The 21,206-nt window shown below is 61.6% G+C and carries 29 protein-coding genes; 10 read left to right on the top strand and 19 right to left on the bottom strand.

Going from position 1 to position 21,206, the window contains the following annotated elements; all coding sequences use genetic code 11:
* The first annotated feature begins 24 nt into the window (after positions 1 to 24).
* Positions 25 to 720 (top strand): LiaF transmembrane domain-containing protein, encoded by a 696-nt coding sequence (locus ACMGFL_RS13280; RefSeq protein WP_436936014.1) that lies wholly within the window; start codon positions 25 to 27, stop codon positions 718 to 720.
* Between the two features lie 19 nt (positions 721 to 739).
* On the opposite strand, the gene ACMGFL_RS13275 is transcribed toward ACMGFL_RS13280, so the two are convergent.
* From ACMGFL_RS13275 to ACMGFL_RS13245, 7 genes are all read right to left on the bottom strand, one after another.
* Positions 740 to 931 carry a hypothetical protein gene (locus ACMGFL_RS13275; protein ID WP_436936013.1) on the bottom strand — a complete coding sequence of 64 codons (192 nt, stop codon included), beginning with the start codon at positions 929 to 931 and terminating at the stop codon, positions 740 to 742.
* A 51-nt stretch (positions 932 to 982) separates the two neighbouring features.
* Positions 983 to 1,468 (bottom strand): DUF6795 domain-containing protein, encoded by a 486-nt coding sequence (locus ACMGFL_RS13270; RefSeq protein WP_436936012.1) that lies wholly within the window; start codon positions 1,466 to 1,468, stop codon positions 983 to 985.
* Complete coding sequence (locus ACMGFL_RS13265; protein WP_436936011.1) at positions 1,465 to 2,358, bottom strand: carbohydrate ABC transporter permease; 894 nt, start codon at positions 2,356 to 2,358, stop codon at positions 1,465 to 1,467. The genes ACMGFL_RS13270 and ACMGFL_RS13265 overlap by 4 nt, the downstream gene beginning before the upstream one ends.
* A gap of 28 nt (positions 2,359 to 2,386) precedes the next feature.
* A complete protein-coding gene (locus tag ACMGFL_RS13260) occupies positions 2,387 to 3,292 on the bottom strand; it encodes a carbohydrate ABC transporter permease (RefSeq protein WP_436936010.1) in 906 nt (301 codons plus the stop codon).
* Between the two features lie 82 nt (positions 3,293 to 3,374).
* Positions 3,375 to 4,739 carry an extracellular solute-binding protein gene (locus ACMGFL_RS13255; RefSeq protein WP_436936009.1) on the bottom strand — a complete coding sequence of 455 codons (1,365 nt, stop codon included), beginning with the start codon at positions 4,737 to 4,739 and terminating at the stop codon, positions 3,375 to 3,377.
* A 126-nt stretch (positions 4,740 to 4,865) separates the two neighbouring features.
* Positions 4,866 to 6,020, bottom strand: a complete 1,155-nt coding sequence (locus ACMGFL_RS13250) for an ABC transporter ATP-binding protein (RefSeq protein ID WP_436936008.1) — start codon at positions 6,018 to 6,020, stop codon at positions 4,866 to 4,868.
* A 116-nt stretch (positions 6,021 to 6,136) separates the two neighbouring features.
* The gene (locus ACMGFL_RS13245; RefSeq protein ID WP_436936007.1) at positions 6,137 to 6,328 is read right to left on the bottom strand and encodes a hypothetical protein; all 192 of its coding nucleotides are present in this window, start codon (positions 6,326 to 6,328) and stop codon (positions 6,137 to 6,139) included.
* Between the two features lie 192 nt (positions 6,329 to 6,520).
* On the opposite strand from ACMGFL_RS13245, the gene ACMGFL_RS13240 reads away from it, so the two are divergent.
* The 6 genes from ACMGFL_RS13240 (at position 6,521) to ACMGFL_RS13215 (ending at position 10,083) form a co-directional block, all read left to right on the top strand.
* Positions 6,521 to 6,799 carry a 50S ribosomal protein L44e gene (locus ACMGFL_RS13240; RefSeq protein WP_436936006.1) on the top strand — a complete coding sequence of 93 codons (279 nt, stop codon included), beginning with the start codon at positions 6,521 to 6,523 and terminating at the stop codon, positions 6,797 to 6,799.
* A gap of 2 nt (positions 6,800 to 6,801) precedes the next feature.
* Positions 6,802 to 6,975, top strand: a complete 174-nt coding sequence (locus ACMGFL_RS13235; RefSeq protein WP_436936005.1) for a 30S ribosomal protein S27e — start codon at positions 6,802 to 6,804, stop codon at positions 6,973 to 6,975.
* Positions 6,972 to 7,772, top strand: coding sequence for a translation initiation factor IF-2 subunit alpha (locus ACMGFL_RS13230; protein ID WP_436936004.1), 801 nt, complete (start codon positions 6,972 to 6,974; stop codon positions 7,770 to 7,772). Before ACMGFL_RS13235 ends, ACMGFL_RS13230 begins: the two co-directional genes overlap by 4 nt.
* A 16-nt stretch (positions 7,773 to 7,788) precedes the next feature.
* Entirely contained in the window at positions 7,789 to 7,971 is a 183-nt protein-coding gene (locus ACMGFL_RS13225; protein ID WP_436936003.1) for an RNA-protein complex protein Nop10, read from the top strand.
* Positions 7,972 to 7,976: 5 nt separating this feature from the next.
* Positions 7,977 to 8,729, top strand: a complete 753-nt coding sequence (locus ACMGFL_RS13220) for a proteasome assembly chaperone family protein (RefSeq protein ID WP_436936002.1) — start codon at positions 7,977 to 7,979, stop codon at positions 8,727 to 8,729.
* 79 nt (positions 8,730 to 8,808) lie between these two features.
* Positions 8,809 to 10,083, top strand: coding sequence for an LEA/WHy family protein (locus ACMGFL_RS13215; RefSeq protein WP_436936001.1), 1,275 nt, complete (start codon positions 8,809 to 8,811; stop codon positions 10,081 to 10,083).
* A gap of 194 nt (positions 10,084 to 10,277) precedes the next feature.
* On the opposite strand, the gene ACMGFL_RS13210 is transcribed toward ACMGFL_RS13215, so the two are convergent.
* Positions 10,278 to 10,922 (bottom strand): TMEM165/GDT1 family protein, encoded by a 645-nt coding sequence (locus tag ACMGFL_RS13210; RefSeq protein WP_436936000.1) that lies wholly within the window; start codon positions 10,920 to 10,922, stop codon positions 10,278 to 10,280.
* Positions 10,923 to 11,173: 251 nt separating this feature from the next.
* Here ACMGFL_RS13210 and ACMGFL_RS13205 point away from each other — a divergent pair, with 251 nt between their 5' ends.
* A complete protein-coding gene (locus ACMGFL_RS13205) occupies positions 11,174 to 12,070 on the top strand; it encodes a ZIP family metal transporter (protein WP_436935999.1) in 897 nt (298 codons plus the stop codon).
* A 22-nt stretch (positions 12,071 to 12,092) separates the two neighbouring features.
* Here ACMGFL_RS13205 and ACMGFL_RS13200 read toward each other — a convergent pair whose 3' ends face one another.
* Positions 12,093 to 12,818, bottom strand: a complete 726-nt coding sequence (locus tag ACMGFL_RS13200; RefSeq protein ID WP_436935998.1) for a GNAT family N-acetyltransferase — start codon at positions 12,816 to 12,818, stop codon at positions 12,093 to 12,095.
* A gap of 243 nt (positions 12,819 to 13,061) precedes the next feature.
* Here ACMGFL_RS13200 and ACMGFL_RS13195 point away from each other — a divergent pair, with 243 nt between their 5' ends.
* Positions 13,062 to 13,745, top strand: coding sequence for an HD domain-containing protein (locus ACMGFL_RS13195; RefSeq protein ID WP_436935997.1), 684 nt, complete (start codon positions 13,062 to 13,064; stop codon positions 13,743 to 13,745).
* A gap of 4 nt (positions 13,746 to 13,749) precedes the next feature.
* On the opposite strand, the gene ACMGFL_RS13190 is transcribed toward ACMGFL_RS13195, so the two are convergent.
* The 5 genes from ACMGFL_RS13190 to ACMGFL_RS13170 form a co-directional block, all read right to left on the bottom strand.
* On the bottom strand, positions 13,750 to 14,427 hold the full coding sequence (locus ACMGFL_RS13190; protein ID WP_436935996.1) for a LysE family transporter: 678 nt from the start codon (positions 14,425 to 14,427) through the stop codon (positions 13,750 to 13,752).
* 91 nt (positions 14,428 to 14,518) lie between these two features.
* On the bottom strand, positions 14,519 to 14,818 hold the full coding sequence (locus tag ACMGFL_RS13185; protein WP_436935995.1) for a DUF7116 family protein: 300 nt from the start codon (positions 14,816 to 14,818) through the stop codon (positions 14,519 to 14,521).
* Between the two features lie 69 nt (positions 14,819 to 14,887).
* Entirely contained in the window at positions 14,888 to 15,127 is a 240-nt protein-coding gene (locus ACMGFL_RS13180; protein WP_436935994.1) for a DUF5816 domain-containing protein, read from the bottom strand.
* A 40-nt stretch (positions 15,128 to 15,167) separates the two neighbouring features.
* Positions 15,168 to 15,542 carry a PIN domain-containing protein gene (locus tag ACMGFL_RS13175; protein ID WP_436935993.1) on the bottom strand — a complete coding sequence of 125 codons (375 nt, stop codon included), beginning with the start codon at positions 15,540 to 15,542 and terminating at the stop codon, positions 15,168 to 15,170.
* Entirely contained in the window at positions 15,543 to 15,773 is a 231-nt protein-coding gene (locus ACMGFL_RS13170; protein ID WP_436935992.1) for an AbrB/MazE/SpoVT family DNA-binding domain-containing protein, read from the bottom strand. It abuts the gene before it with no gap.
* 147 nt (positions 15,774 to 15,920) lie between these two features.
* On the opposite strand from ACMGFL_RS13170, the gene ACMGFL_RS13165 reads away from it, so the two are divergent.
* Positions 15,921 to 16,325 (top strand): universal stress protein, encoded by a 405-nt coding sequence (locus tag ACMGFL_RS13165; protein ID WP_436935991.1) that lies wholly within the window; start codon positions 15,921 to 15,923, stop codon positions 16,323 to 16,325.
* Positions 16,326 to 16,347: 22 nt separating this feature from the next.
* Here the strand turns inward: ACMGFL_RS13165 and ACMGFL_RS13160 are convergent, their stop codons facing one another.
* The 5 genes from ACMGFL_RS13160 to ACMGFL_RS13140 all read right to left on the bottom strand — a co-directional run bounded on the left by ACMGFL_RS13160 (position 16,348) and on the right by ACMGFL_RS13140 (position 21,134).
* Positions 16,348 to 17,400, bottom strand: a complete 1,053-nt coding sequence (locus ACMGFL_RS13160) for a mechanosensitive ion channel family protein (RefSeq protein ID WP_436935990.1) — start codon at positions 17,398 to 17,400, stop codon at positions 16,348 to 16,350.
* Positions 17,401 to 17,463: 63 nt separating this feature from the next.
* A complete protein-coding gene (locus ACMGFL_RS13155) occupies positions 17,464 to 19,005 on the bottom strand; it encodes a methyl-accepting chemotaxis protein (protein ID WP_436935989.1) in 1,542 nt (513 codons plus the stop codon).
* Positions 19,006 to 19,071: 66 nt separating this feature from the next.
* On the bottom strand, positions 19,072 to 19,626 hold the full coding sequence (locus ACMGFL_RS13150) for an NfeD family protein (protein ID WP_436935988.1): 555 nt from the start codon (positions 19,624 to 19,626) through the stop codon (positions 19,072 to 19,074).
* 105 nt (positions 19,627 to 19,731) lie between these two features.
* Entirely contained in the window at positions 19,732 to 20,484 is a 753-nt protein-coding gene (locus tag ACMGFL_RS13145; protein ID WP_436935987.1) for a hypothetical protein, read from the bottom strand.
* A complete protein-coding gene (locus ACMGFL_RS13140) occupies positions 20,481 to 21,134 on the bottom strand; it encodes a DUF7504 family protein (RefSeq protein WP_436935986.1) in 654 nt (217 codons plus the stop codon). The genes ACMGFL_RS13145 and ACMGFL_RS13140 overlap by 4 nt, the downstream gene beginning before the upstream one ends.
* Positions 21,135 to 21,206 lie beyond the last annotated feature (72 nt).

Genomic DNA, 21,206 nt, shown 5'->3' with positions numbered 1-21,206 from the left:
TTGCTTCTTCCTCGAAGTGATCGTATGGCCACACAGTCCCCTCGACGCGTTCTCACGAGCCAACTGCTGTTTGGCGTTCTGATCATCGCTATCGGCGTACTGCTGTTGCTCGATACGACCGGAATGCTCCCGACCGAGGACCTGCTCGTGTATGCGCCGTCGCTGTTCGTCGTCGTCGGTCTCTGGGCGCTGATACAGAGCCGGTTCCGGAATCTCGTCGGGCCGGTCCTGTTGATCGGTGTCGCGGGCGCGTGGCAACTCGTCGCGCTCGATTACGCGACCGCCGATGAGGTCGCACAGCTCTGGCCGCTACTTCTGGTCGCCTTCGGTCTCTCCGTCGTCCTCGGGCAGATGCGTTCTCGGTCACGCGTCCGCGATACCGAGCAGACGTTCACGTCCGCGTTTGCCGCCTTCGGCGGGGTCGAGAAGCAAAACCGCTCGAAACAGTTCACGGGTGCCGACCTGACCGCGATATTCGGCGGGACGGAACTCGACCTCCGGGACGCTGACGTGACAGACCCGCCCGCAGAGATCAACGCCGTCGCGATGTTCGGCGGGGTCGAGATCATCGTCCCACGCGAGTGGAACGTTCAGATGGACGTGCTGCCGATACTGGGCGGGGCTTCGGATGACCGACCCCGTCGTGAGGAACAGCACGACGACATCGATCTGGTCGTCACCGGATTCGCCGCCTTTGGCGGCGTCGCCGTCACCGACTGACGCTGTCGTCCGGTAGCGGCTACAGTTCCACGTCGAACACCCACTTCCAGATGAAAAACCCCATCCAGCCGACGTAGATAGTGGCCACAGTGAGCCAGCCAGCGACCCGCACGATGTGCGACGTTATCGGCGGCGCGTACACCACCGCGAGAATGAGAATCGAGACCGTCAGTACAGCCAGGTCGTAGCGGTCTACCGGTGGACGTGCCATTTCCTGGGGGTAGACAATACGGGAATAAATGCGTGCTGACACGGAACGCCCCTACTCTCCGCTCGAAACGACGATTTCGACGTTGCGGTGCTGTCCCTGGAAGAGTTGATGCATGTGCTTTCGTGCGATCTCTTCGCCGTCTTGTTCGACGATGAGACGGAACTCCATCACCGAGTCTAGATCGACGTTACTGTTGGCGTTGGTTACCACTTCCTCGTCGAAGCGGAATCGCCCCTCACTGTCGGTCGTGGTCGAGATGGTCTGGCTGACTGCGCCAAAGGAGAGCGTTCGGAGCGTGATATCGGCGTTTGCGACCGGCTGTCCGTCCTCGGTCACCACCTCCCCTTCGACGACGCCGGTCGAGTTCGCAGAGACGTACCAGACGCCACCCGAGAGGACGACCAGGATGACGACAAACACGACCGTGATCCGGTTGAACAGGAGCTTTCGCCAGGTGACGACCTCGAAGAGCAGCTTCACCAGGTCGGGCACCCCGATTTTCGATCTGAGCCAGTTGATGAGTCTGTTGTCGCTCATGATTTGAGTGAACTCCGTGCGACGCTTCTGATGAAGTACTTCTGGAGCAGGAGGAAGACGATGAGCAAGGGGAGCAACGCGAGGAACGTGAACGCGTACTGCATCGCTGGCGTGCTCGCGAAGCCACCGCTGAGTTCGACGAGCGCGAGCGGAAGCGTCCGAAGCCCGTCGCTTTGCACTACCAGTAGCGGCCAGAGGTACATGTTCCACGAGAACACACCAGTCAGAATCGTCACGGTCGCAAGTGCTGGCTTCGAGATTGGCCAGTAGATCCCAAAGAGGATGTACAGCTCCGAGGCTCCGTCCATCCGGGCCGCGTCAGCCAGCGCTGTCGGCACCTGCGAGAACGCGTCGTGCAGGATGAGGATGTTGACGATGCTGACTGCGACCACGATCACCAGTCCGGTGTAGGTGTCGATCAGGCCGAGTTCCCACGTGATCAGGAAGTCGGTCAGGAAGATGGTCTCGAACGGGATCACCATCGCCGTTACGATGAACGCCATCACGTACTTCTTCCCGATGAAGGCCTTCGTCAGCGCGTATGCGGCCAGCGAACAGACGAGTAACTGTGTGACGATCGCCATCGCTGAGACGATCACGCTGTTCATCGTGTACTGCGCCAGGTCGACCTCGGCTATCACCCGGGCGAAGTTGTACGGGCTCAGGTCGTCGATGATGAGACTCGGCGCTTCACCGAGTACGGCGCCGGTCGGCCAGACGCCCGCGATACGGATCAGCCAGTAAAACGGGAAGATGAAGATGAACGCGAGTATCGTCGTGAACACGAACAGACCGCCCTTGTACAGCAGTTCGCTCGTCCGCTTTTTCTGGAGCGAGCGTTTCAGCCGCCGCGGGTCTCCCTTCTGAACGTACTCGTTGATGCCCGTCATCGCTGCCCTCCTGTCGCGTTTCTATCAGTCATGAGTAGTTCTCCTGCTGGAGTTTGATTCCGATCCCGGCGACGATCAGCGTCAGCGCGACCATCACGACACTCATCGCAGCGCCGTATCCGAAGTTACTGCGGTTGAACGACTGTTTGTAGATCCACGTGAGGAGGATCTCAGTGGACTGTGCGGGGCCGCCGCCGGTCATCACGAACACGAGATCGAACAGGCGGAAAGAGACGACCAGCCCCACGAGCGCACAGACCCCGATGGTCGGGCGCAACAGCGGGAGCGTGATGTGACGGAATCGCTGCCACCGGCTGGCTCCGTCGATCCGCGCGACCTCGTAGACTTGCTCCGGGATCGTCTGGAGCCCAGCAAGCAGGATGATCAGGAAAAAGCCGGTCGTCTTCCAGACCTGCACGGTAAACAGCGACACCATCGCCCACGTTCCGTCTCCGAGCCAGCTAATCCCCTCGTTGATGATCCCAATCGAGAGCAGGAACTCGTTTATTACCCCTGCCTCGGTATTGAACATGTACTCCCAGATGACTGCGACCGCGACGGTCATCGTGATGTACGGGAGGAAAAACACCGCCCGGTAGAGGTTCCGTCCCGGGAACTTCTGGTTGAGAAGCACCGCCAGTCCTAACGCGACGGCGATCCCGGCTGGGATCGTCAAAAAGAGGATGATGGTGTTCCAGAACACTTCCCAGAAGATCCCCTGGTTGAGAAACTCCCGGTAGATCTGTTCCCAGTGGTCGAGTCCGACGATGGTGATCTCGCCCGTGAAACTCCGGTCCCCGAACGAGAGGAAGATGTTGTACAGCAACGCGATGTACTTGTACGCGACCAGCCAGAGCAACACTGGCGAGAGCATGACCCACGCGACAAGCGTGTTGCGTTGTTTCTTCGTCAGATAGTACTCTCTACGATACACAGCCAGCCACGTCGACGGGTATCGAAGCTTCCTTGTAGCAGACATTCTGGCACTGTAAGTCGCCCACTACGGGCGAGACCGTTTATGAACTCAGTTCGCTGTTGACCTGACTCTCTGCGTCGTCGACGGCCTGTTGTGCGCTTTTCTCACCGAGCGCCGCCGCAGAGAATTCGGTGTCGAGGATCGATGCAATTGTCGGGCTTGCGGGAATCGTCGGCGGCCGGGCGAAGTCCTCTTCGAGCGCCGTGAACTGGTCGTACAACTGCATCAACAGCGGGTTGTTGTTCGCGAACTCCTCGTCGTTTCGCACCGCTTCGACTGCGTCCTGATTCGGAACGAGCACCGTCGTCGAGCGGAGGAAGTTCTCCTGCCACTCCTGGTTGGTTGCAACGCTCGTGAAGTCGAAGGACGCGTCGAGCGTCGTGTCGGAGATGCCGTCCGTCTCGACGATACCGAACCCGTGATAGGACATGTACATCTCGCCGCCTTCTGGCGGTGGGCCGATGTAGACGGTGTCCTCGTTGACCCAGTCGTCACCGAAGACGCTGCGGACGAGTCGAAGCGCGGATCCGGACCCGAAGTACATCCCGGTGTTCTGGGTACCGAACTGTTCCGCGGGTGGTTGCCATTCGCCAGTCCAGGCGACTTCCGGCATGTAGCCGTTCTGGGTGAGTTCCCGGAACCGTTCGAGGATTTCGACGGTCGTGTCTGTGTTGAACGCGGCTTCCGTGCCGTCCTCGTTGACGACGTTGACGCCCTCGGCCTGCCAGTACGGCCAGAAGTTGTAGTCGAACCGGATGTGGGTGAGGCCGAACTCGGCCTCGGAGTTGTCGACGACCTCTTCGGCGGCGTCGAGGTAGTCGAACGTTCCCCACGGGTTGTCGAGTGTCGGCGGTTCGATCCCTGCCTCGTCGAAGTGTTCCGCGTTACAGCAGGTGAAACTCGTGTCCAGATAGAACGGCACCTGCACGAGCGTGTCGTCGTATCGGAGCAGATCCAGCGACGGGTCGCTGAACCGGTCGAGCACTCCGTCGTCGTCGAGTTCCTCGATATCTGCGAACAGGCCTTCCTCCGCATACCGGGCGAAGGCCGTCGTCTGCGTGTCGAAGACGTTCGGCGGGTCACCGGCCTGCAACCGTCCCTCGAAGAATGCGAGGATGTCTGCAGTCGATGGTCCGCGGTCCACCCACGACGTACTCAGGTCGGTGTACTCGTCACCGAACTCTGACTCGAAGTCGTCCTGCCAGCCAGTGATGCTGTCTTCGAGCCAGCCGAGATTCCACGTGTAGAGTTCGACGTTCACGCTCTCGCCGTCGTCTCCATCGCCGCTGCCATCCCCATCATCGTCACCGCCGCCGAGACAGCCCGCAAGTCCAGCAAGCATTGCGGCGCCGGACGCGCCGAGATACTGTCTTCGAGTCGGTCTGGATATGTCACTCCGTTCCATACCACCTACCACCGCACCCGAGAGATATATATATTATCATTTCTCGGAAATCAATCATTATTATTGTCTCTCTAGACATGCGACTTACCAGTCTTTGCCTTCACCGACGTACTCGAAACGCGCCCCTCAGTCCTCGACGACCACAGCCTCCGCGGCAGCCTCGTCCTCTTCGATCGCCTCCCGGTTTTTGATCGCCTGTTCCGTCTCCGCATCGAACAGGTGCATCCGGTGTTCCGGGAACCGAAGCAGGATGCGATTGCCCTCTGCGATCTGGTGATAGCCCTCGACTTCGGCGGTGAACGTCTTGCCGCCAAGCTCGAAGTACAACATCTGGTTGCTCCCGAGTGGTTCGACGACGTCGACCGTCACCTCGATCGACTCTCGAGTGCGCTCATCTTGCAGTTCGATGTCCTCGGGCCGGATCCCCATGATGACGCGCTCGGGAAGGTCACCGAGCGCTGCGACGGACTCTCTGGCCTGATACTCGAAGTCGCCCGTACTGAATGTGATCTCGTCCCCGTCCGCTTCGACGTCGACAGTGAGGAAGTTCATCGACGGGCTTCCGATGAACCCCGCGACGAAGACGTTTGTCGGCTCGTAGTAGGTTTCGAGCGGCGTCCCCATCTGCTGCAGTTCCCCGTCGTGGAGGATAGCGATCCGGTCGCCCATCGTCATCGCCTCGGTCTGGTCGTGGGTGACGTACAGCGTCGTCACGTCGAGCCGTGACTGTAACTGCTGGAGTTCCGTCCGCATCGTCGTTCTGAGCTTCGCGTCCAGATTCGAGAGCGGTTCGTCCATCAGGAACACCTCCGGATCCCGAACGATCGCCCGTCCCAGCGCGACGCGCTGTTGCTGACCGCCCGAGAGTTCGTTCGGCATCTTCTCGAGGAGGTCCTCGATCTCCATAATGTTTGCCGCCTCCTCGACCCGACTGTCGATCTCCTCTTTGCTGTACTCTCCGGCCATCTTCAGGCCGAAGGACATGTTTCCGCGCGCAGTCAGGTGCGGATACAGCGCGTAGTTCTGAAAGACCATCGCGAGGTCTCTGTCCTTCGGCTTCTCGCGGCCGATCTCCTCGTCGTTGAGGTATAACTCCCCGTCCGTGATCGTTTCGAGCCCTGCAATCAGGCGCAGCAGCGTCGATTTGCCACTCCCTGACGGCCCGACGAAGACGACGAACTCGCCGTCTTCGATTTCCATCGAAACGTCCTTTACGGCCTCTATCTCTCCTTCCGGCCCGTCGAAGACCTTCGTCACGTCCGAAAGCCGTAGCGATCCCATAGATCCAGTAGAAATTCACCTCATATAAAATTCCGGTTGATCATTATGATCCTGCGTCTTCACTTTTCGCCCTGTATGTTGCCCACTCTCGGAAGGAATCACTCCGTACAGCGTGCTCATGCCTCGATATCGTACATCCACTTCGTGCCGAAGTAAATGAACCATGCCATCCAGATAGTGAATACGAGCAGCCACGCGGTGTAGCGGACGATGGCATCCGAGACCAGCCCGTACGCGAACACGAGCGCCGAGACTGCGGCGAGCACCGCGACTAGGTCCAGCCGATCCACCGTTGGCCGTTCGACCATTACCCGTCGATACGCAGTCTGTCTCAAAAAAGTATCCGACTGCCGGATCCGGGCCGTCCGGTGCATCACGCCGTGGGCCAATTCGTTCGACGGTTCCACCGCCCAGACTTGGTGTCTAAACTCCATCTGTGAAAGCCGAGACCGAACGCGTTTTAAACGACGCTGTCCAATCTGGCCGCAAGGTCGATATCTATGGAGATGCCACGACGCATGAACACGTACTGTCCGCACTGCAACGAGCACTTCGAGCACGAAGTCGAGAAAGTTCGACGCGGCCGCGAGACCGGAATGAAGTGGATCGATCGACAGCGAAAGCGCAACTCGGGCATCGGGAACGACGGCAAGTTCTCGAAGGTACCCGGTGGCGACAAGCCGACCAAGAAGACCCAGCTCACCTACCGCTGCAGCGAGTGTGGCAAAGCACACCAGCGCGAGGGCTGGCGCGCGGGCAAACTGGAGTTCCAGGAGTAAGCATGGCGGGAAGCTTCTACCGCGTCAGCTGTCCGGACTGTGAGAACGAACAGGTCGTCTTCGGCAAGGCCGCCACAGAGGTGTCCTGTATCGTCTGTGGGCACACGCTCGTCCGGCCGACGGGCGGCGAGGCGGCCATCGAGGGCGACGTCACCGAAACTGTGGAAGCGCGATGAAATACAGCGGCTGGCCCGAAGCAAACGAACTCGTCGTCGGTCGCATCGACGAGATAGAGGACTTCGGCGTGTTCGTCGACCTGCTCGAATACGAGGACAAGCGCGGCCTCTGTCACATCAGCGAGGTCGCATCGGGCTGGATCAAGAACGTCCGCGACCACGTCAACGTCGACCAGCGGGTCGTCGCGAAGGTGCTCGACGTCGACGAGGAGAGCCAGCAGATCGACCTGTCGCTCAAGGACGTCAACGACCACCAGCGCACCGAGAAGATCCAGGAGTGGAAAAACGAGCAGAAGGCCGACAACTGGATGGAACTGGCCTTCGGCGAGGACATCGACGACGAAACCTACACGGTGGTCGCAAACGCCCTGCTCGCAGAGTTCCCGACGCTCTACGACGCCTTCGAGGACGCGGCTATCCACGGGGAGGAGGCGATCGCGGACGTCGACCTCGACGAGTCGGATATCACCGCCATCGTCGAGACGGCCCGCGAGAACGTCTCGGTCCCATACGTCGAGGTCACCGGCTACGTCGACCTCGAATGCCCGTCGAGTGCGGGCGTCGACGTCATCAAGGAGGCGCTGCAGGCCGCGGAAGGAAACGGCGAAGTCCCAGAGGAGGTCGATCTGGAAGTCACCTACGTCGGCGCGCCGGAGTACCGAATCGAGGTGCAGGCGCCGGACTACAAGACCGCCGAATCGCAACTCGAAGCGAGCGCGGACCGGGCGATTGCGGTCGTGCGCGACCACGACGGCGTCGCCGAGTTCCACCGCGAACGGCGCGAAGACGACGAGTAACTTCTTTTGAGACCCGATGAAATCAGCCATTCACGTCTGCGCAGGGTGGGAGGGCGCCCACGACCGGCCGGTGTACACGCTCGGGGAAACCTGTCCGAAATGCGGCGGCCCGGCGGTCAACAGCGCACCGGCCCCGTTCTCGCCGACCGACCGCTACGGCGAGTATCGACGCGCACTTAAGCGCCGCAACCGGCAATAGGCCGTATGGACGATTTCGAAATCGAAGAAACCGCGACAGTCGACCTCGAGTCGCCGGTACTCGTCGAGGGGTTGCCGGGCGTCGGGCACGTCGGCAAACTCGCCGCAGAGCACCTGCTCGAAGAACTCGACGGCGAACTCATCAGGCGGGTGTACTCGACGCATCTCCCCCCGCAGGTCAGCGTCGACGAGGGACGGACCCAGTTGGCCTGCGTCGAGATACACGCACTCGACGCGGACGGCACCGACCTGCTCGTGTTGACGGGCGACCATCAGGCACAGGACACCGCGGGTCACTACGGACTCACGGACACGGTCCTCGACATCGCCGAGGCGTTCGACACCGAACAACTGTACGCGCTCGGTGGCGTCCCGACCGGGGAACTCATCGAGGAGTACGACGTGGTCGGCGCGGTCAACACCGACACACAGCGGGAGGAACTCGAAGACGCAGGCGTCGAGTTCCGCGGCGACGAACCGGCGGGGGGCATCGTCGGCGTCAGCGGTCTCCTGCTCGGACTGGGCGAGCGCCGCGACCTGCCCGGGGCCTGTCTGATGGGCGAGACGAGCGGCTATCTCGTCGACCCGAAAAGCGCGCAGGCGACGCTCGAAGTCCTGCAGGAACTGCTCGGCTTCGAGGTGGATTTCAGCTCGCTCGAAGACCGCGCTGACGAGATGGAAGACGTCGTCCGGAAGATTCAGGAGATGGAACAGGGCCAGCCCGCTCCCTCCGAGGAAGACCTTCGATACATCGGCTAGAGACCGCTTGAATGCAGGCCAAACGGTCGCTTGCGTGCAGGCCAGATCCTTTAATGGGCGCGAGAATCGTCACTACGTAATGGTCTCGAAGCGAGTCAAGTACGCCGGAGTCGCGATTGGCGCTCTGGTCGGACTCATCATTCTCGGATTCGTGCTTGGATTTCTCGGCACGCCCTCCGTCGATGGTGTCGAAAACCGGTTCGCCGGTGTCAACGACACGACGACAACAGTCGAGACGAACGTCACCGTCAAAAACCCCAACCCGATCGACATCACGTTCGGCGGTGTCGACCTCGACTACGATATTGCGATGAACGACGTTCACATGGCCGACGGACAGCGGGACGCCGTCTCTGCCGGGCCGGGGACCTCGACAGTCCAACTCCAGACCTTGCTGCAGAACGAACAGATTCCCGAGTGGTGGTACACCCACGTCGACCGTGGCGAGCGGACGAACGTCACGATCGACGTGGACCTCTCACACGGGTTGCTGGGTGGCAACGCCATCTCGATCGAACAGGACAAACAGATCCAGACGGACATCCTCAGCGCGTTCAACAGCACGGAACCGCGCCCGATCAACGTCAACCAACCGCTCGTCGAGGACCCCGTGCTCTATCTCAACGAGACGACGGGCACCTACGGATCGAACCTGACCCGCGAGCGGACGCCGCTCGATATGGCATTTGACTTCTACAACCCGAAGCCGTGGCCGTACACGATCACCGAAGTCGGCTACGAAATCGACATGAACGACATCCAGGTCGGTGAGGGGGCGACCGAGCGATCGGCGACCATCCCCGGCGGGGCGTCCGAACGGATCAACGCGTCGACCGTCATCGCGAACCAACACCTCGACGAGTGGTGGGTGTCTCACCTCGAACGGAACGAGGTCACCGACCTGCGCGTCGACTTTTACATCCTCGTCGACCCGGATCCGACCGGGATCACCGACGCGGAGCCGTTCCGCATCGACGCGCCCGAACTCGACTACGAGACCACTATCGAGACGGATATCTTCGGGACGAAATCAGCCACTGACAACGGAACTGACGATGGGACTGACGACGGTACAGGATCAGACGGTGAGACCACGCCCGATGACAGCGACGGGACGACTGACGACGGCACCGACGGTGATGCGACACCGACACCCGACGGCAGCGACGGAACGACTGACGACAGCACCGACGATGGTGATGCGACTCCGACGCCTGATGACAGTGACACAACGCCGACGCCAACACCCGATGGAGACGAAACACCGACACCCGACGACGGGATCATCGACGGCGGATCAGACGACGAGGACGACGGACTGCTGTCGATCGGCCGCCTCCCCGTTCCGTTCTGACGCTGTTTTCCTTCCAAATTGTAACTCGACAGGTCACTCTCCGACGTCGATCCAGAGGTTCAGTGTCCGATAGGCGTTCTCCGCTGTCGGGTTCGCGGGCGCGTACTGGACCGAAAGCGTCGTCGTGTTCAGCGTCTGTTTGACTGGGTCGGATCCACAGAGTGTAGTCTACCGGCTGCTCGACACAGCCCCGATCAGGGGAGCAGGGAGACGCCGATCACGTATTTCGCGCCGATATCGAGCGTAAACAGGAAAAACAGCGCCGCCGCGAGGCGGTGAAACCACGCCTGATTGAGGCGATGTGCAGTCCTGTGAAAGAACAGCGCAGTGACCAGACTGACCGGGACGATAGCGAGTATTTCACCGACCCAGATCGCCGCAGTTGCTCCGTACTGGGCCGCCAGCCCGATCGTGATTATCTGCGTCTTGTCGCCGAACTCGCCGAAGACCATCAGCGAGAACGCCGCCAGAAATCCGTGTAGCCGTTCCGGGACCGACCCGTGAAATCGGCGAACTATCTGACTGCCGCCGTCGGCCGGTGGAGTCTCCGGCGGGGTGTGGTCGTTCGGGGTCGTATACAGGATCCAGACGCCGAAGGTGAGAAACAGTCCGGCAGTGATGGCGTCGAGATACACCTCCGGGAGCGCGCCCTTGAGCGCGTTGCCCAACAGGATTTCGAGCACCGTCCACCCCCCGAACGCCGTCGACGCGCCCGCAACGACCATGTAGGGGTTGTACTTCGTCGCGAGCCCCGCGATGATCAGTTGTCCCTTCTCGCCCGGGAGTGCAAGCAACTGGAGCACGAAGGCGGTGATCGCCACATCGATAAAGCCACTCATCGTGTGGGATCAATTACGGCGACGCTTCGCTGCGGGTCGGTTCTCGCCAGCGACAGACGCGTGCGCCCACACTCGTCTGAGGCAATCCATTCTGATACCCGTATTTCGCAGGACTCACACGTAGACTCTTCGCATCGACTATCGATAGACGGTCTGTCACGACCGGCCCTGTCGCCGTCAGCGTTTACAGGCGTGGTTACCGTTGATCTCCGTTTGAATATCTTCTTTGCTCAGCAGTGAAAACCGCAGATATGGACGCTGTCGGGAATCTCGTCTTCGTCTTTCTCGCCGGGCTTGTCACCGCGCTGGCGACCGGTCTCGGTGCGCTCCCGTTCTTTTTCGTCGACGACTTCAGCGACCGCTGGAACGTGGCGCTCTGGGGAATCGCGTCGGGGATCATGGTCTCGGCGTCGCTGTTTGGACTGGTCAACGAGGGGCTAGCGTACTCCGATGATGGGGTTCCCGTCCTGCTCGTCGGTGGCCTGCTCGCAGGGGTTGTGCTGGTCGAGGCGTCCGACAGAGTGCTCAGCGCCGTCGATGTTGGAACGGGACACACCCACGGTGACGGAACGGACGTCGGTGCGGACGACGAACCCAGCGCCGGGGATTCTGACCACGACCACGAACCGATCGAGGCGCAGGTGTTCGCGGACGGGGACGTGAAGACGTTCGTACTCATTCTCGGCATTCTGACCGTTCACAGCTTCCCCGAGGGAGTCGCAGTCGGCGTCTCGTTTGCCGAACTCGGGCTGGAGAATGGACTCTCGTTGCTCGGCTTTTCGGTGCCCCTGCTCGCGGTGTTTATGACAATCGCTATCTCCATTCACAACGTCCCCGAGGGGACTGCCATCGCCATCCCGATGCGGTCGATGGGGCTGTCGAACCGGCAGATGGTCGGCGCGGCGGTGTTCTCCAGTCTCCCCCAGCCAATCGGTGCCGTACTCGCCTTCGTCTTCGTCAGATGGGCAGAGACGTTTCTCCCCTTTGGCTTCGGCTTTGCGGGCGGGGCGATGGTGTATCTCGTCCTCACGGAGTTCATTCCAGAGGCACTGTCGACCGGCGCTGACCTCCCCAACCGCGGCCGCCAGGAACTCGTGCTCGGACTCACGGCTGGCGTCGTCTTCATGATCCCCCTGCTGTACGTGTGATCTGCATTTCCGCCCTGTGACACTAGAGATACGCGGCGTCCCACCGGGTCGGACTCCGCTGGTTGCCACACTCGTCACACTGGATGCGGCCCATCGCGTCCATCGCGTTGGCGAACACGTCACACCGTGAACACCAGTAGCCGTATATCTCTCCACCGCCGTCCTCCGTGTAGACGACGTGGAAGGGGGCGATCGACCCCGTCTCCGCGCTCTGGTGGTCCACGTAAACCGTCCCCTCGTCAGTTTCGACCGCCTCGATCCCTTCCCCGCCGGTGTCGGCGTAGACGTTCTCGACGTAGGTCGTCCCGTCGATAGTCACGGACTCCTCACCGATTTTCGTCAGCCCCTGCCCCCTGTAGAAGTCGTTCCCGTCCGGATTCTCAGCGAGGACGCGCCCCTGCAGATTCGTCGCGCCGCGGTCTGCGAGTTCCTCGCGGGTCGCCTCGAAGAGTTGCTCACCGATGTCTGCGCCCCGGTAATCCGGGTCGACGTGCAACCAGAGAACCTCTCCCGTCTGTTCACCCGAGAGAATGCTATCCGAGAAGGCGACCATCTGTCCGTCCTTCTCGACGACCAGCAGCAGTTTCTCGTCGTCGTCGATCAACTCCCGGAGGCGCGTCTCGTCGTACCACTCCTCGATGGCCCCGATGATCGCTTTCGGTTCGAGCGGGTACGACGTCTGGAGCGACCGCCGTGCGACGTCTCTGATCGCGGGCCGGTCCCGGAGGGTCGGTTCTCGAATCTCCATACTGCTAGTATGCACGTTGCACTGTGATAAGTCTACAGCCTGTCACGTGTTTTTGGACATTCACGCAGGAATGCCGTCGAACAGACACAGATTGTGGGCGATTCACCGCCGTGCGGCAGGAACACTCTTAGACTGGGTGTGGCCCGTCGTTACCTGTTCGTACAGTTGTCGTAACGCTAAAGAGTCGAACTGCTCTAGATAGCGGCAAGATGATCAACGTACGTCGCATTCGGAGGTGGTGGTGTGGGTGTTGAGATACGCGAGTCGCCAGTCTCGGACGAGGAATTTGCGGAGATGGAAGCGTTCGTCCACGACTATCTGACCGCGAGCGTCGAAACCGAAGACGAGGGCGGGCGCATGCGGTGGTACCCCTGGCACTCCGCCGAGTACCGCTTCAATCACATCCGCAACGTCGTCGACCTCGCAGTCGAGATCGCTCGCAAGGAGGGCGCGAACGTCGACGTCACGCGCGTCGCGGCGCTGTTTCACGACATCGCCAAACTCGAGGTCGAACAGGACGTTCACGCCGAGGCGGGCGCTCGCATCGCGCGGGAGTATCTGACGACCCACTGTGACTACCCGCAGTCCTTCGTCGACTCCGTGTGTGATGCGATCCGCGACCACTCGTATCAGGGTGACCTCGGTGATCTGACGCGGGAAACGCGTTCGCTCATCGAAGCCGACATCCTCGACAAAGTCGGCGCACACGGCGCGGCACTCATGGTCTTGCGGATGGGATACGAGTCGCGAACGCACACCGACACCGCCGAGATGGTCGAGCGTGTGATCGAACGCGGTCAGGACGCACGCGAACGGGTCCACAGCCAGACCGCTCAGGACATCGCCCACCGGCGACTGACACGCGTCCGGTGGTTCCGCGAGTGGCTCACCGCCGAGATGGCGGCGGTCGACGAACGGCCCAAGTAGTCCGTCAGCCGAGCGTCGAGAGCCCGTCGACCAGAAACCAGACACCGAACCCGGCGAGGACGACTGCGCTGAGTGCCGCGACGGCCGGTGCGAAGGCGTCGGTGCGACGACGGCCAGCGACCAGCAGCGCGGGAAACGCGACGATCCAGCAGGCGATACCGCCGAACAGCCCGACCACTAACGCGGCGCTTCCAGTCTGGACGACCACGATGTCGGCGAGTCGGTCCCCGAGGACCGGAACCACGGCGAACACGTCGAGTTCGCCCGGCGTGAGTAACCCAGCGCCGACCGTTATCCAGAAGAGAATCTGATACGGGTTCGACAGTCCGAGCACGAGCGCCTTGCGAAATCCCCGTCCCGTTTCGGTCGGATCGGGCGTTTGCACCGCCTGCACGTTCCGGACTGTCTCGCGGGCGAAATACAGCATCAGGACGCCCCCGACGGTGACCATCCCGGCCCGCACTCCGGGGTACTGTTCGACGACAGTGACGGCACCGCCCAGCGCGAGCACGAAAAAGAGCAGGTCGGCGGTCATCGCGCCGAGACCGGCACTGAACCCGGCGCGCCAGCCCCGGACGACGCTCTCCTCGGCGATGATGGCGTTCATCGGGCCGGGCGGTGCCGCAAGCGCAAGCCCGAAGGCTGCGCCCGCGAGCATCGTCGTCACTGTCTGGACGACCATATCCACCCTTGACCACCCCGGCCCGATAAACTGTCCGGACGAACCCACGACACGCTCGAATCGACCGAACCCGACGCAGCCGATAGCCCGGTCAGGTCGGACGTCGGCTCACGACGTACTCCTCGTCGTCGATGCCGATGATCGCCCAGTCGTAGCCGGGATTCGCCCGTCGGATCTCCCGTTCGAGCGTGCCGACCTGTTCGGCCCACGTGACAAAACAGCGCATCCCACCGGAGGCGGGCACCTCCCCGGGTTCGGGCATGGCCGTAACCTCCACGACGCGCCACTTTCGCTCGGCTCGAAAGCCCTGTTCGTCTGTCGTCACCGCGTATCCCAACTCGTCGAATATCGACTCGGCCTCGCGTTCGAGTTGTGTGCTAACGCTTCCCATCCAGTCCCCTCTATTCCGCCATCGGTAATAAGCGTACTCACGTGTAATATGAGGGATACTAGCGTGCGCTCACTCGTGGGCCGCGTCCCACTCCTCGGCTTTCGTCCGGTTGCTACACTGGTTGCACTGGATGCGACCCATCGCGTCGACGGCGTTGTCAACGGTTTCGCAGTTCGTGCAGAAAAACCCCCAGCGCTCGCTCGCCTGTTCGTCCGTGTAGACGACATAGAAGGGGCCTTTCTGCCCGCGCGTGCCCTCCTGACGGTCGATGTACAGCGTGGCGCCATCAGGCCCAGTGATCTGTCTCATAGATTCACTTGGGCGGGCCCGCCTGTAAGTGTCCCCCTCTTCATTCTTCGGATACGGACGTCAGATCGAGACGCGGCGCGATGTCGTCGTAGGAATCGTCACTGGAGACGATGGTATCGCCGTCAGATTCGACGAGATGGAGTGCATCGAAGGGCGTAAATCCGTGGTCTTTGACATAGGTCGCGGCGGAGACGACCGTCTCCACGTCGCCGCGAACGTCGACGAGGGCGGCGGCGTTCGTGACGACGCGTTCGACATCGCGATTCTCGCGGTAGGCGACCAACAGAAGTTCGATGAGCGTAAACTGTGACGTCCACAGCGCGTCCTGGTGTGTCCGATAGACGGTTTCGGAAGCCTCTCCGAGCCAGTCTTCGTCCTTGATCAGGGCGAGCAGAAAGTCCGTTTCCGCGTACATTTATTCTCCAGCCTCTTCCAGAGCCGCCTTGCGTGCGCGTTCGCGAAGCTCATCGGCCGACTCGTCGACATTCTCGAACTCGTCTCTGAGCGCAGCGAGCGGGTCCTCGGCAACTGGAACGAGCTTGATGCCATCGTCAAGCTGAACGAGATGATACCGGTCACCGTATCGTTCTCGCACTTCCTTCGGAAGCGTGAGACGACCGCGGTCGTCTAACGACGTATCAGCCATACCACAGTGTAGAATGGGCAAAAATAAAAATATTCCCCGAATATGCTATACTCCCATCAAAGAAAATGAGCTTGTGGCAGCGCAGAGCGGGCCGCGGCCGCTCGCTTCATTCGGAAGGGTCAGGTTACTCCCCATCCAAACGTCAGTATGACGCAGGTTGTGGTACCGGTCCGGTACCCGCTGACCGACCACTCGCGAGCGACGCTGGCCGAGGCGATTTCGATCGCCGACGAGCACGACGCGTCGCTGACGATCCTTCACGTGAATCTGTACCAGTCCGGCAAACGCGTGACGCGAAGCCAACTCAAAGCGGCAGTCGAGCGCGAGTTCGACGAACTCGACTCGGTCCGGTACGCCGTTCGGAGCGGACTGCTCGTCGAGGAGTCGATCCTCGAGGAAGTACTCGCAGAGGACGCAGACATCGTCGTCATCGGGACGAAGCAGGTCGGCCGGTGGCGGCAGATGATGCGCCGACTCGTCGACGGTCCCGACATCGAGCGGTTTCTCCAGGACGAACTGGACTGTGAACTCGTCACCGTCTCTGCTGTGTGACTCGCTGGCGTGACTGTCTCTGCTACTTGTCTCCCGAGTTCGGTCGGGTGTCGTCGCTGTTATCGCCCTCCTGCGTGTGCTGGTTCCCGTCGACAGCCTCGGGACCGTTTGAAGATGTTCGATGGTCGCCGTCGGCCGACACTTCGAGTTGTCCGCTCGTCTCGTCGAAGACGAGATGCGAGTGCGGGTAGGCGATTTCGACGTCCGCGTCCTCGAAGGCGTCCCAGATTGCAGTCTGAATCTGTGACTGAACGGTCGGGAGGCGGTACGGTTCCTGCACCCAGTAGCGCAGACGGAGGAGGATACCGCTGTCTGCGAACGAACCGATCAGACACTGCGGCGCTGCCGGATACCGCGCACCGCCGACGCGGATGTTCGGGCCACCAGAGATGACGCCCTCGACGCCTCTCGCGCTCGACTCCATCAGGTCTCTGGCCGCTTCGAGGTCGCTTTCGTAGGTGATGAGCACGTTGAGTGACTCCCGGAGGCGGGTATCCTCTGCGGAGTAGTTGACCACGTCGCGGTCCCGGATGTTCCCGTTGGGGATCACCAGAAACGAATTGTCGAGCGTGAATATCTTCGTGTAGCGGAGCGTGATGTCGTCGACGAAGCCACGCTGTCCCCGTTCGGTGAGTTCGATCATGTCACCGATCTCGTAGGGCTGGTCGGCAAGCAGGAAGACGCCGCTGATGATGCTCCCGACGATGGGTGCGAGAATGACACCGATCACGGCCGAAAACACCGTCACAGAGAGGGCGATGTTGCCCAGATCGAGTCCGTTGATCCGCAACAGCACGAGCAGTGCGAAGATGTAGACGCCGACCTTGATCCCGCCGAGCGCGACGCCGGTCAGACTCGGCCGCTCGATGTGGCGGGCGATCCGTCGGCCGAACAGCCGAACGAGCAGTCGAGCGACCAGCCACGCCAGACCGATGACGACGAGCGATGCGACAAGTTCGAGGCTCCACCCCGGAACCCACTCCGGCAGCCACTCGGCGCGCGGAATTGGGGATTCCCCGGTCACGTTTTCTGCGGTTTCCGTACTCGCCACCAGTACGGCTGTGAGGGGATCCATGGGGAGAGGAGTTGCGGCCGGAAAAAAAGCGTTGTGTCCTTGGCCGGTTGTGCTGGATTCGGTCTATGCGCTCGTCTCGTACTCGTCGAACAGCGTCGAGAGCTGTGTCGCTCGCGTCGAGAGCATCTTCGCCTCGACGTACATCTCCCCGAGTGCGAGGCTCTGTTCTTCTGCGATCGAGGCGATGTGCTGGGCCTCGTCGACGCTTTCTGCGCTCGTCTCTGCAGTTCCTTCTGCGATCGATGCCACCTGCTCGATACTGGACGCCTGTGCGTCCGCGGCGTCGCTTATCTCTGCGACGCCCTGTGCCGTCTCCTGTGCGAGTTCGTTGATCGCTTCGAGTGCGTCGACGCTCTCCTCGACGGTTCCGATCCCCTGGTCCGTGGCTGATTTCATCTGCTCGACTTCTGTGACCGTCGTTTCGGTCTGTTCTCGCGCCCGCTCGACGACCTGTTCGATCTCGTCGGTCGCGTCCTGTGTCTCCTCGGCGAGCTGTTTGACCTCGTCCGCGACGACTGCGAATCCCGCGCCGCTCTCCCCGGCGTTTGCCGCCTCGATCGACGCGTTCAGCGCGAGAATGTTCGTCTGGTCTGCGATGTCGTCGATCAGGTCGACGATGCGACCGATCTCGTCCATCTGTTCGCTGAGCGCGTCGATGGCCTCGACGACCTCGTCGATCTGACTCTCGATCTCTCGCATCGCGACCTGTGCGTCCGTCCCGGCCTCGATCCCCTCCTGCGTTCGCTCTTCGGTTCGCTGTGCGGTTTCGGACACCTGATCCGTCGAGGCTGCGACTTCCTCGATCGCACCGGAGATCTCGCTTGCCTCGGCCGTGATCGTCTCCACCTGCTCGTGCTGTTTGTGGAAGACCTCGACGATCCCCTGAACGGTCTCGGCGACACTCTCGCTCGCGTCCTTGACTGTCTCGATAGCGGTCGTGACCTGCTCTGCTGATCCCTCGACGCCGTCGCTGAAATCCGTCGCAGTCGTGATCGTTCGCTCGAACTCCGCGACTGTCTCGTTGTACGACTCGGCGAGTGCTCCGCCCGAGTCAGTCGGTGAGTCGATGTCGAGTCGGTAGGTCAGGTCACCGCTTCCGGTCGCGCTGACTGCGGTCTGGAACTCGCCCATGAACTGTTCGTACTCCTCGGGTGTCGCTGCCCCGACCGCCTCTGTCTCCGTGCTCTCGACTCCCCCGTCCGGAACGGTAACTGTCCCGTCGGGCGTGTCCGCTCCGGATTCGCTCGCTCGCCGTGTGTCTGCCCCCTGATTTCGGCTGGCACGCAGCGTCTGCGTGGCCGCCCAGAGCCGCTCGCGGTCGTGTTCGAGCTGGTCGACGACCGCTGCACTGGTCGATTCGCCCTCGGTCGGTGCCACCTGCGTGTTCGCTTCCTGGATCGTGGTTGCGAGCGTCTCGTAGCTGTAGGCGAGTGCACCGAGCGCAACAGCGAAGCCGACTGGGCTTGCAACTGACCAGACTGCAAACGGCGCAAGAGCGAACAGCAACGCCTGATACATCGCGTGCGCGAACTGTACTCCGAGTGCAACAGCGACACCGCTCGTTGGTGATATGGTATCTGTCAGACCCCCGCGAGACCGGAACATACTCGACACGATGCAGTATGCCTAAAAAACGTTTGCGGGGGATTATCAGATTACAGAATGGCCGCGCTACGAACTCGCCTCACTCTCTGATTCGCGCTCGCTCGCCCGTCGGTCGCGTTCGAGTTCGCGGTCGATTTCGTCGCTGAGGCTCTCGTAGGATTCGACCGTCAGCACGTTGCCGCCGCCGGGATCTATCACGATCACTTCCGTCCCTTCGGCTATCTCGCCGTCGACGCTTCGGGCCTGGTAGTATGGGTTGAATCCCCCCTCGTCAATCTTGACCTGCCCCTCTGTCGGCGTGACTCGTTCGGTGACGCGGCCGGATTTCCCGCGGAGTGAACTCGAATCGCTGGTCTTGCCCTCGCCTTCGCCCCCGTAGAGATCAGCCTTCCGATAGCCATACAGCGTCCCGACGGCCGTCACGAGGACGACGGCGGTCATGATGATGAGGCTGAGCGTCCCGCCGACGGGCAGAAAAAACCCGACAAGTCCGGCGGCAAAGAGCGCGACGCCGACGACGAAAAAGTGCGCCCCCGGTGCGAACGCCTCGGCGATAATGAGGCCTGCACCGGCCAGCAGCAACACCAGCGGTAGCTCCGACAGCAGCGCCTCGAGTACCATACCTGTCCTTACGTTGCCATCCAGATAACAGTTCTGTCTCCCGTGATCTGCCGTGTGTATATCGCTTTTGCACTCACGTGTGACGCCCGAGCGGGTCGACCGGACTCATGCCCGAAACGGCGCGACTGACTCTCGCTCTGCCAGCCGGATCAGTTCGTCAGTGACAGCGGGGTCGACCGACCAGTATCCCTCGTAGGACCCGTCGTCTCGATCGCGGGCAACGAGTACCGCTTTTCGGTCTGGCTCACCGTCGCCGTCGTACAGCATGAACCAGTACTGTCCGTACTGTTCTGCCCCGTCGTGGCTCGTCTCGACTGGGAGGGAATCGACTGACGCGTCGGGGACGCCATGTACTGTCACGTCGACTCCTGCGGCGGCGAGGCGCTCGTACACCGCCCGTGTGCGCTCGGAGTTGGCGAGCGTCGAGAGGTACTGGAACCCGACGGCGAGACGGCCGCCACCACACCGCATCGCGCGCTGTTCGAACTCCCGGGACACCGCGATGAGACGTAATTTCGAGGCTTCCGGCAACACGGTGACCGCCGCCGCAACTGCGTCCGGAATTTCGGGCGGGTTCACGGCCCGACCGTCGAGCACCCCCTCGATGGACAGCGATTCGGGCCACCACTCGTCGATTGCGATCACGTCTATCACGCGCTCGCCCGAGACGAACACGGCGACGTTCGTCGGACTCGATTCTGACTCTCTGGTCTCGACGCCGATACCAGACCCCGCGAGACGGCTTCGGATCGCATCGAGACGTTCGGCGGTTCCCTCGTAGTTGAAGACGAGACACCGACAGGTGTGTGCAGCAAGCGCGTCGAAGAGTATCTCGATCTCGAATTCGCTCGAACTCATTGTTCCTCCCGTGGCGGCTCGAACTGGTGCCACGTCTGGGCGTCGTCCACTGAATACTCGTGACCGTGACGCTCGGTCGTTCGCACCGCGATATGCTGGTCGAACAGTCCGAGGATCGTCTGCCGCTCGGCGGCCGATACCCCGTCGGTGTCGAGTGTCGCGATGACGATGCCGCCGTGTTCCTCGACGTGTCTGATGACGGGATGCAGAAACCGGGTCACTCGCTCGATGTTCGTATGGAGTAACATCGTCGCGAGGTTGTCGAGCAGGACGCGAGACCCGACCTGCTCGCTCCGCTCGAGGTCGCTGTACAGGGTTGCGAGTGCGTCTGCAATCTCGAAGAGGTTCGCTGGCGACCCGACCGGGATCGTCCGGTCGTTCTCTGTCTCCGTCGTCAGGCAGTCGACGATGACTGCCCCGTCGCTGTTTGCCGTCACCGACCCGAGTACGTTCCGCGCGCGCCAGGCCCGCTCGGTCGTCGTCACGTAGATCTGCTGTCCGGTCTCGTCACCGCGTGCGAGCAACTCGACGCCGAGGCGTCGCTGTCCGCTCATCGCTGGGCCGTATATCAGCACGCTGTCGGTGATCTCCTCGTGCGGGAACCGCTCGACCACCGGCGGGCTGTCTGTCTCCCGTGCGGATTCGGACACGTCCTCGACACTAACTTGCTGACGGACACTAAACGGTCGTGTTCCGGCAAACCGGACCGACGATTCGTGGCG

It is taken from the genome of Halovenus marina, from assembly GCF_051414115.1.
In the GTDB taxonomy this organism is placed as follows: Archaea; Halobacteriota; Halobacteria; order Halobacteriales; family Haloarculaceae; genus Halovenus; species Halovenus marina.
Note: the sequence above shows the minus strand (reverse complement) of the source record. Positions and strands in the feature narration are given on the sequence as shown.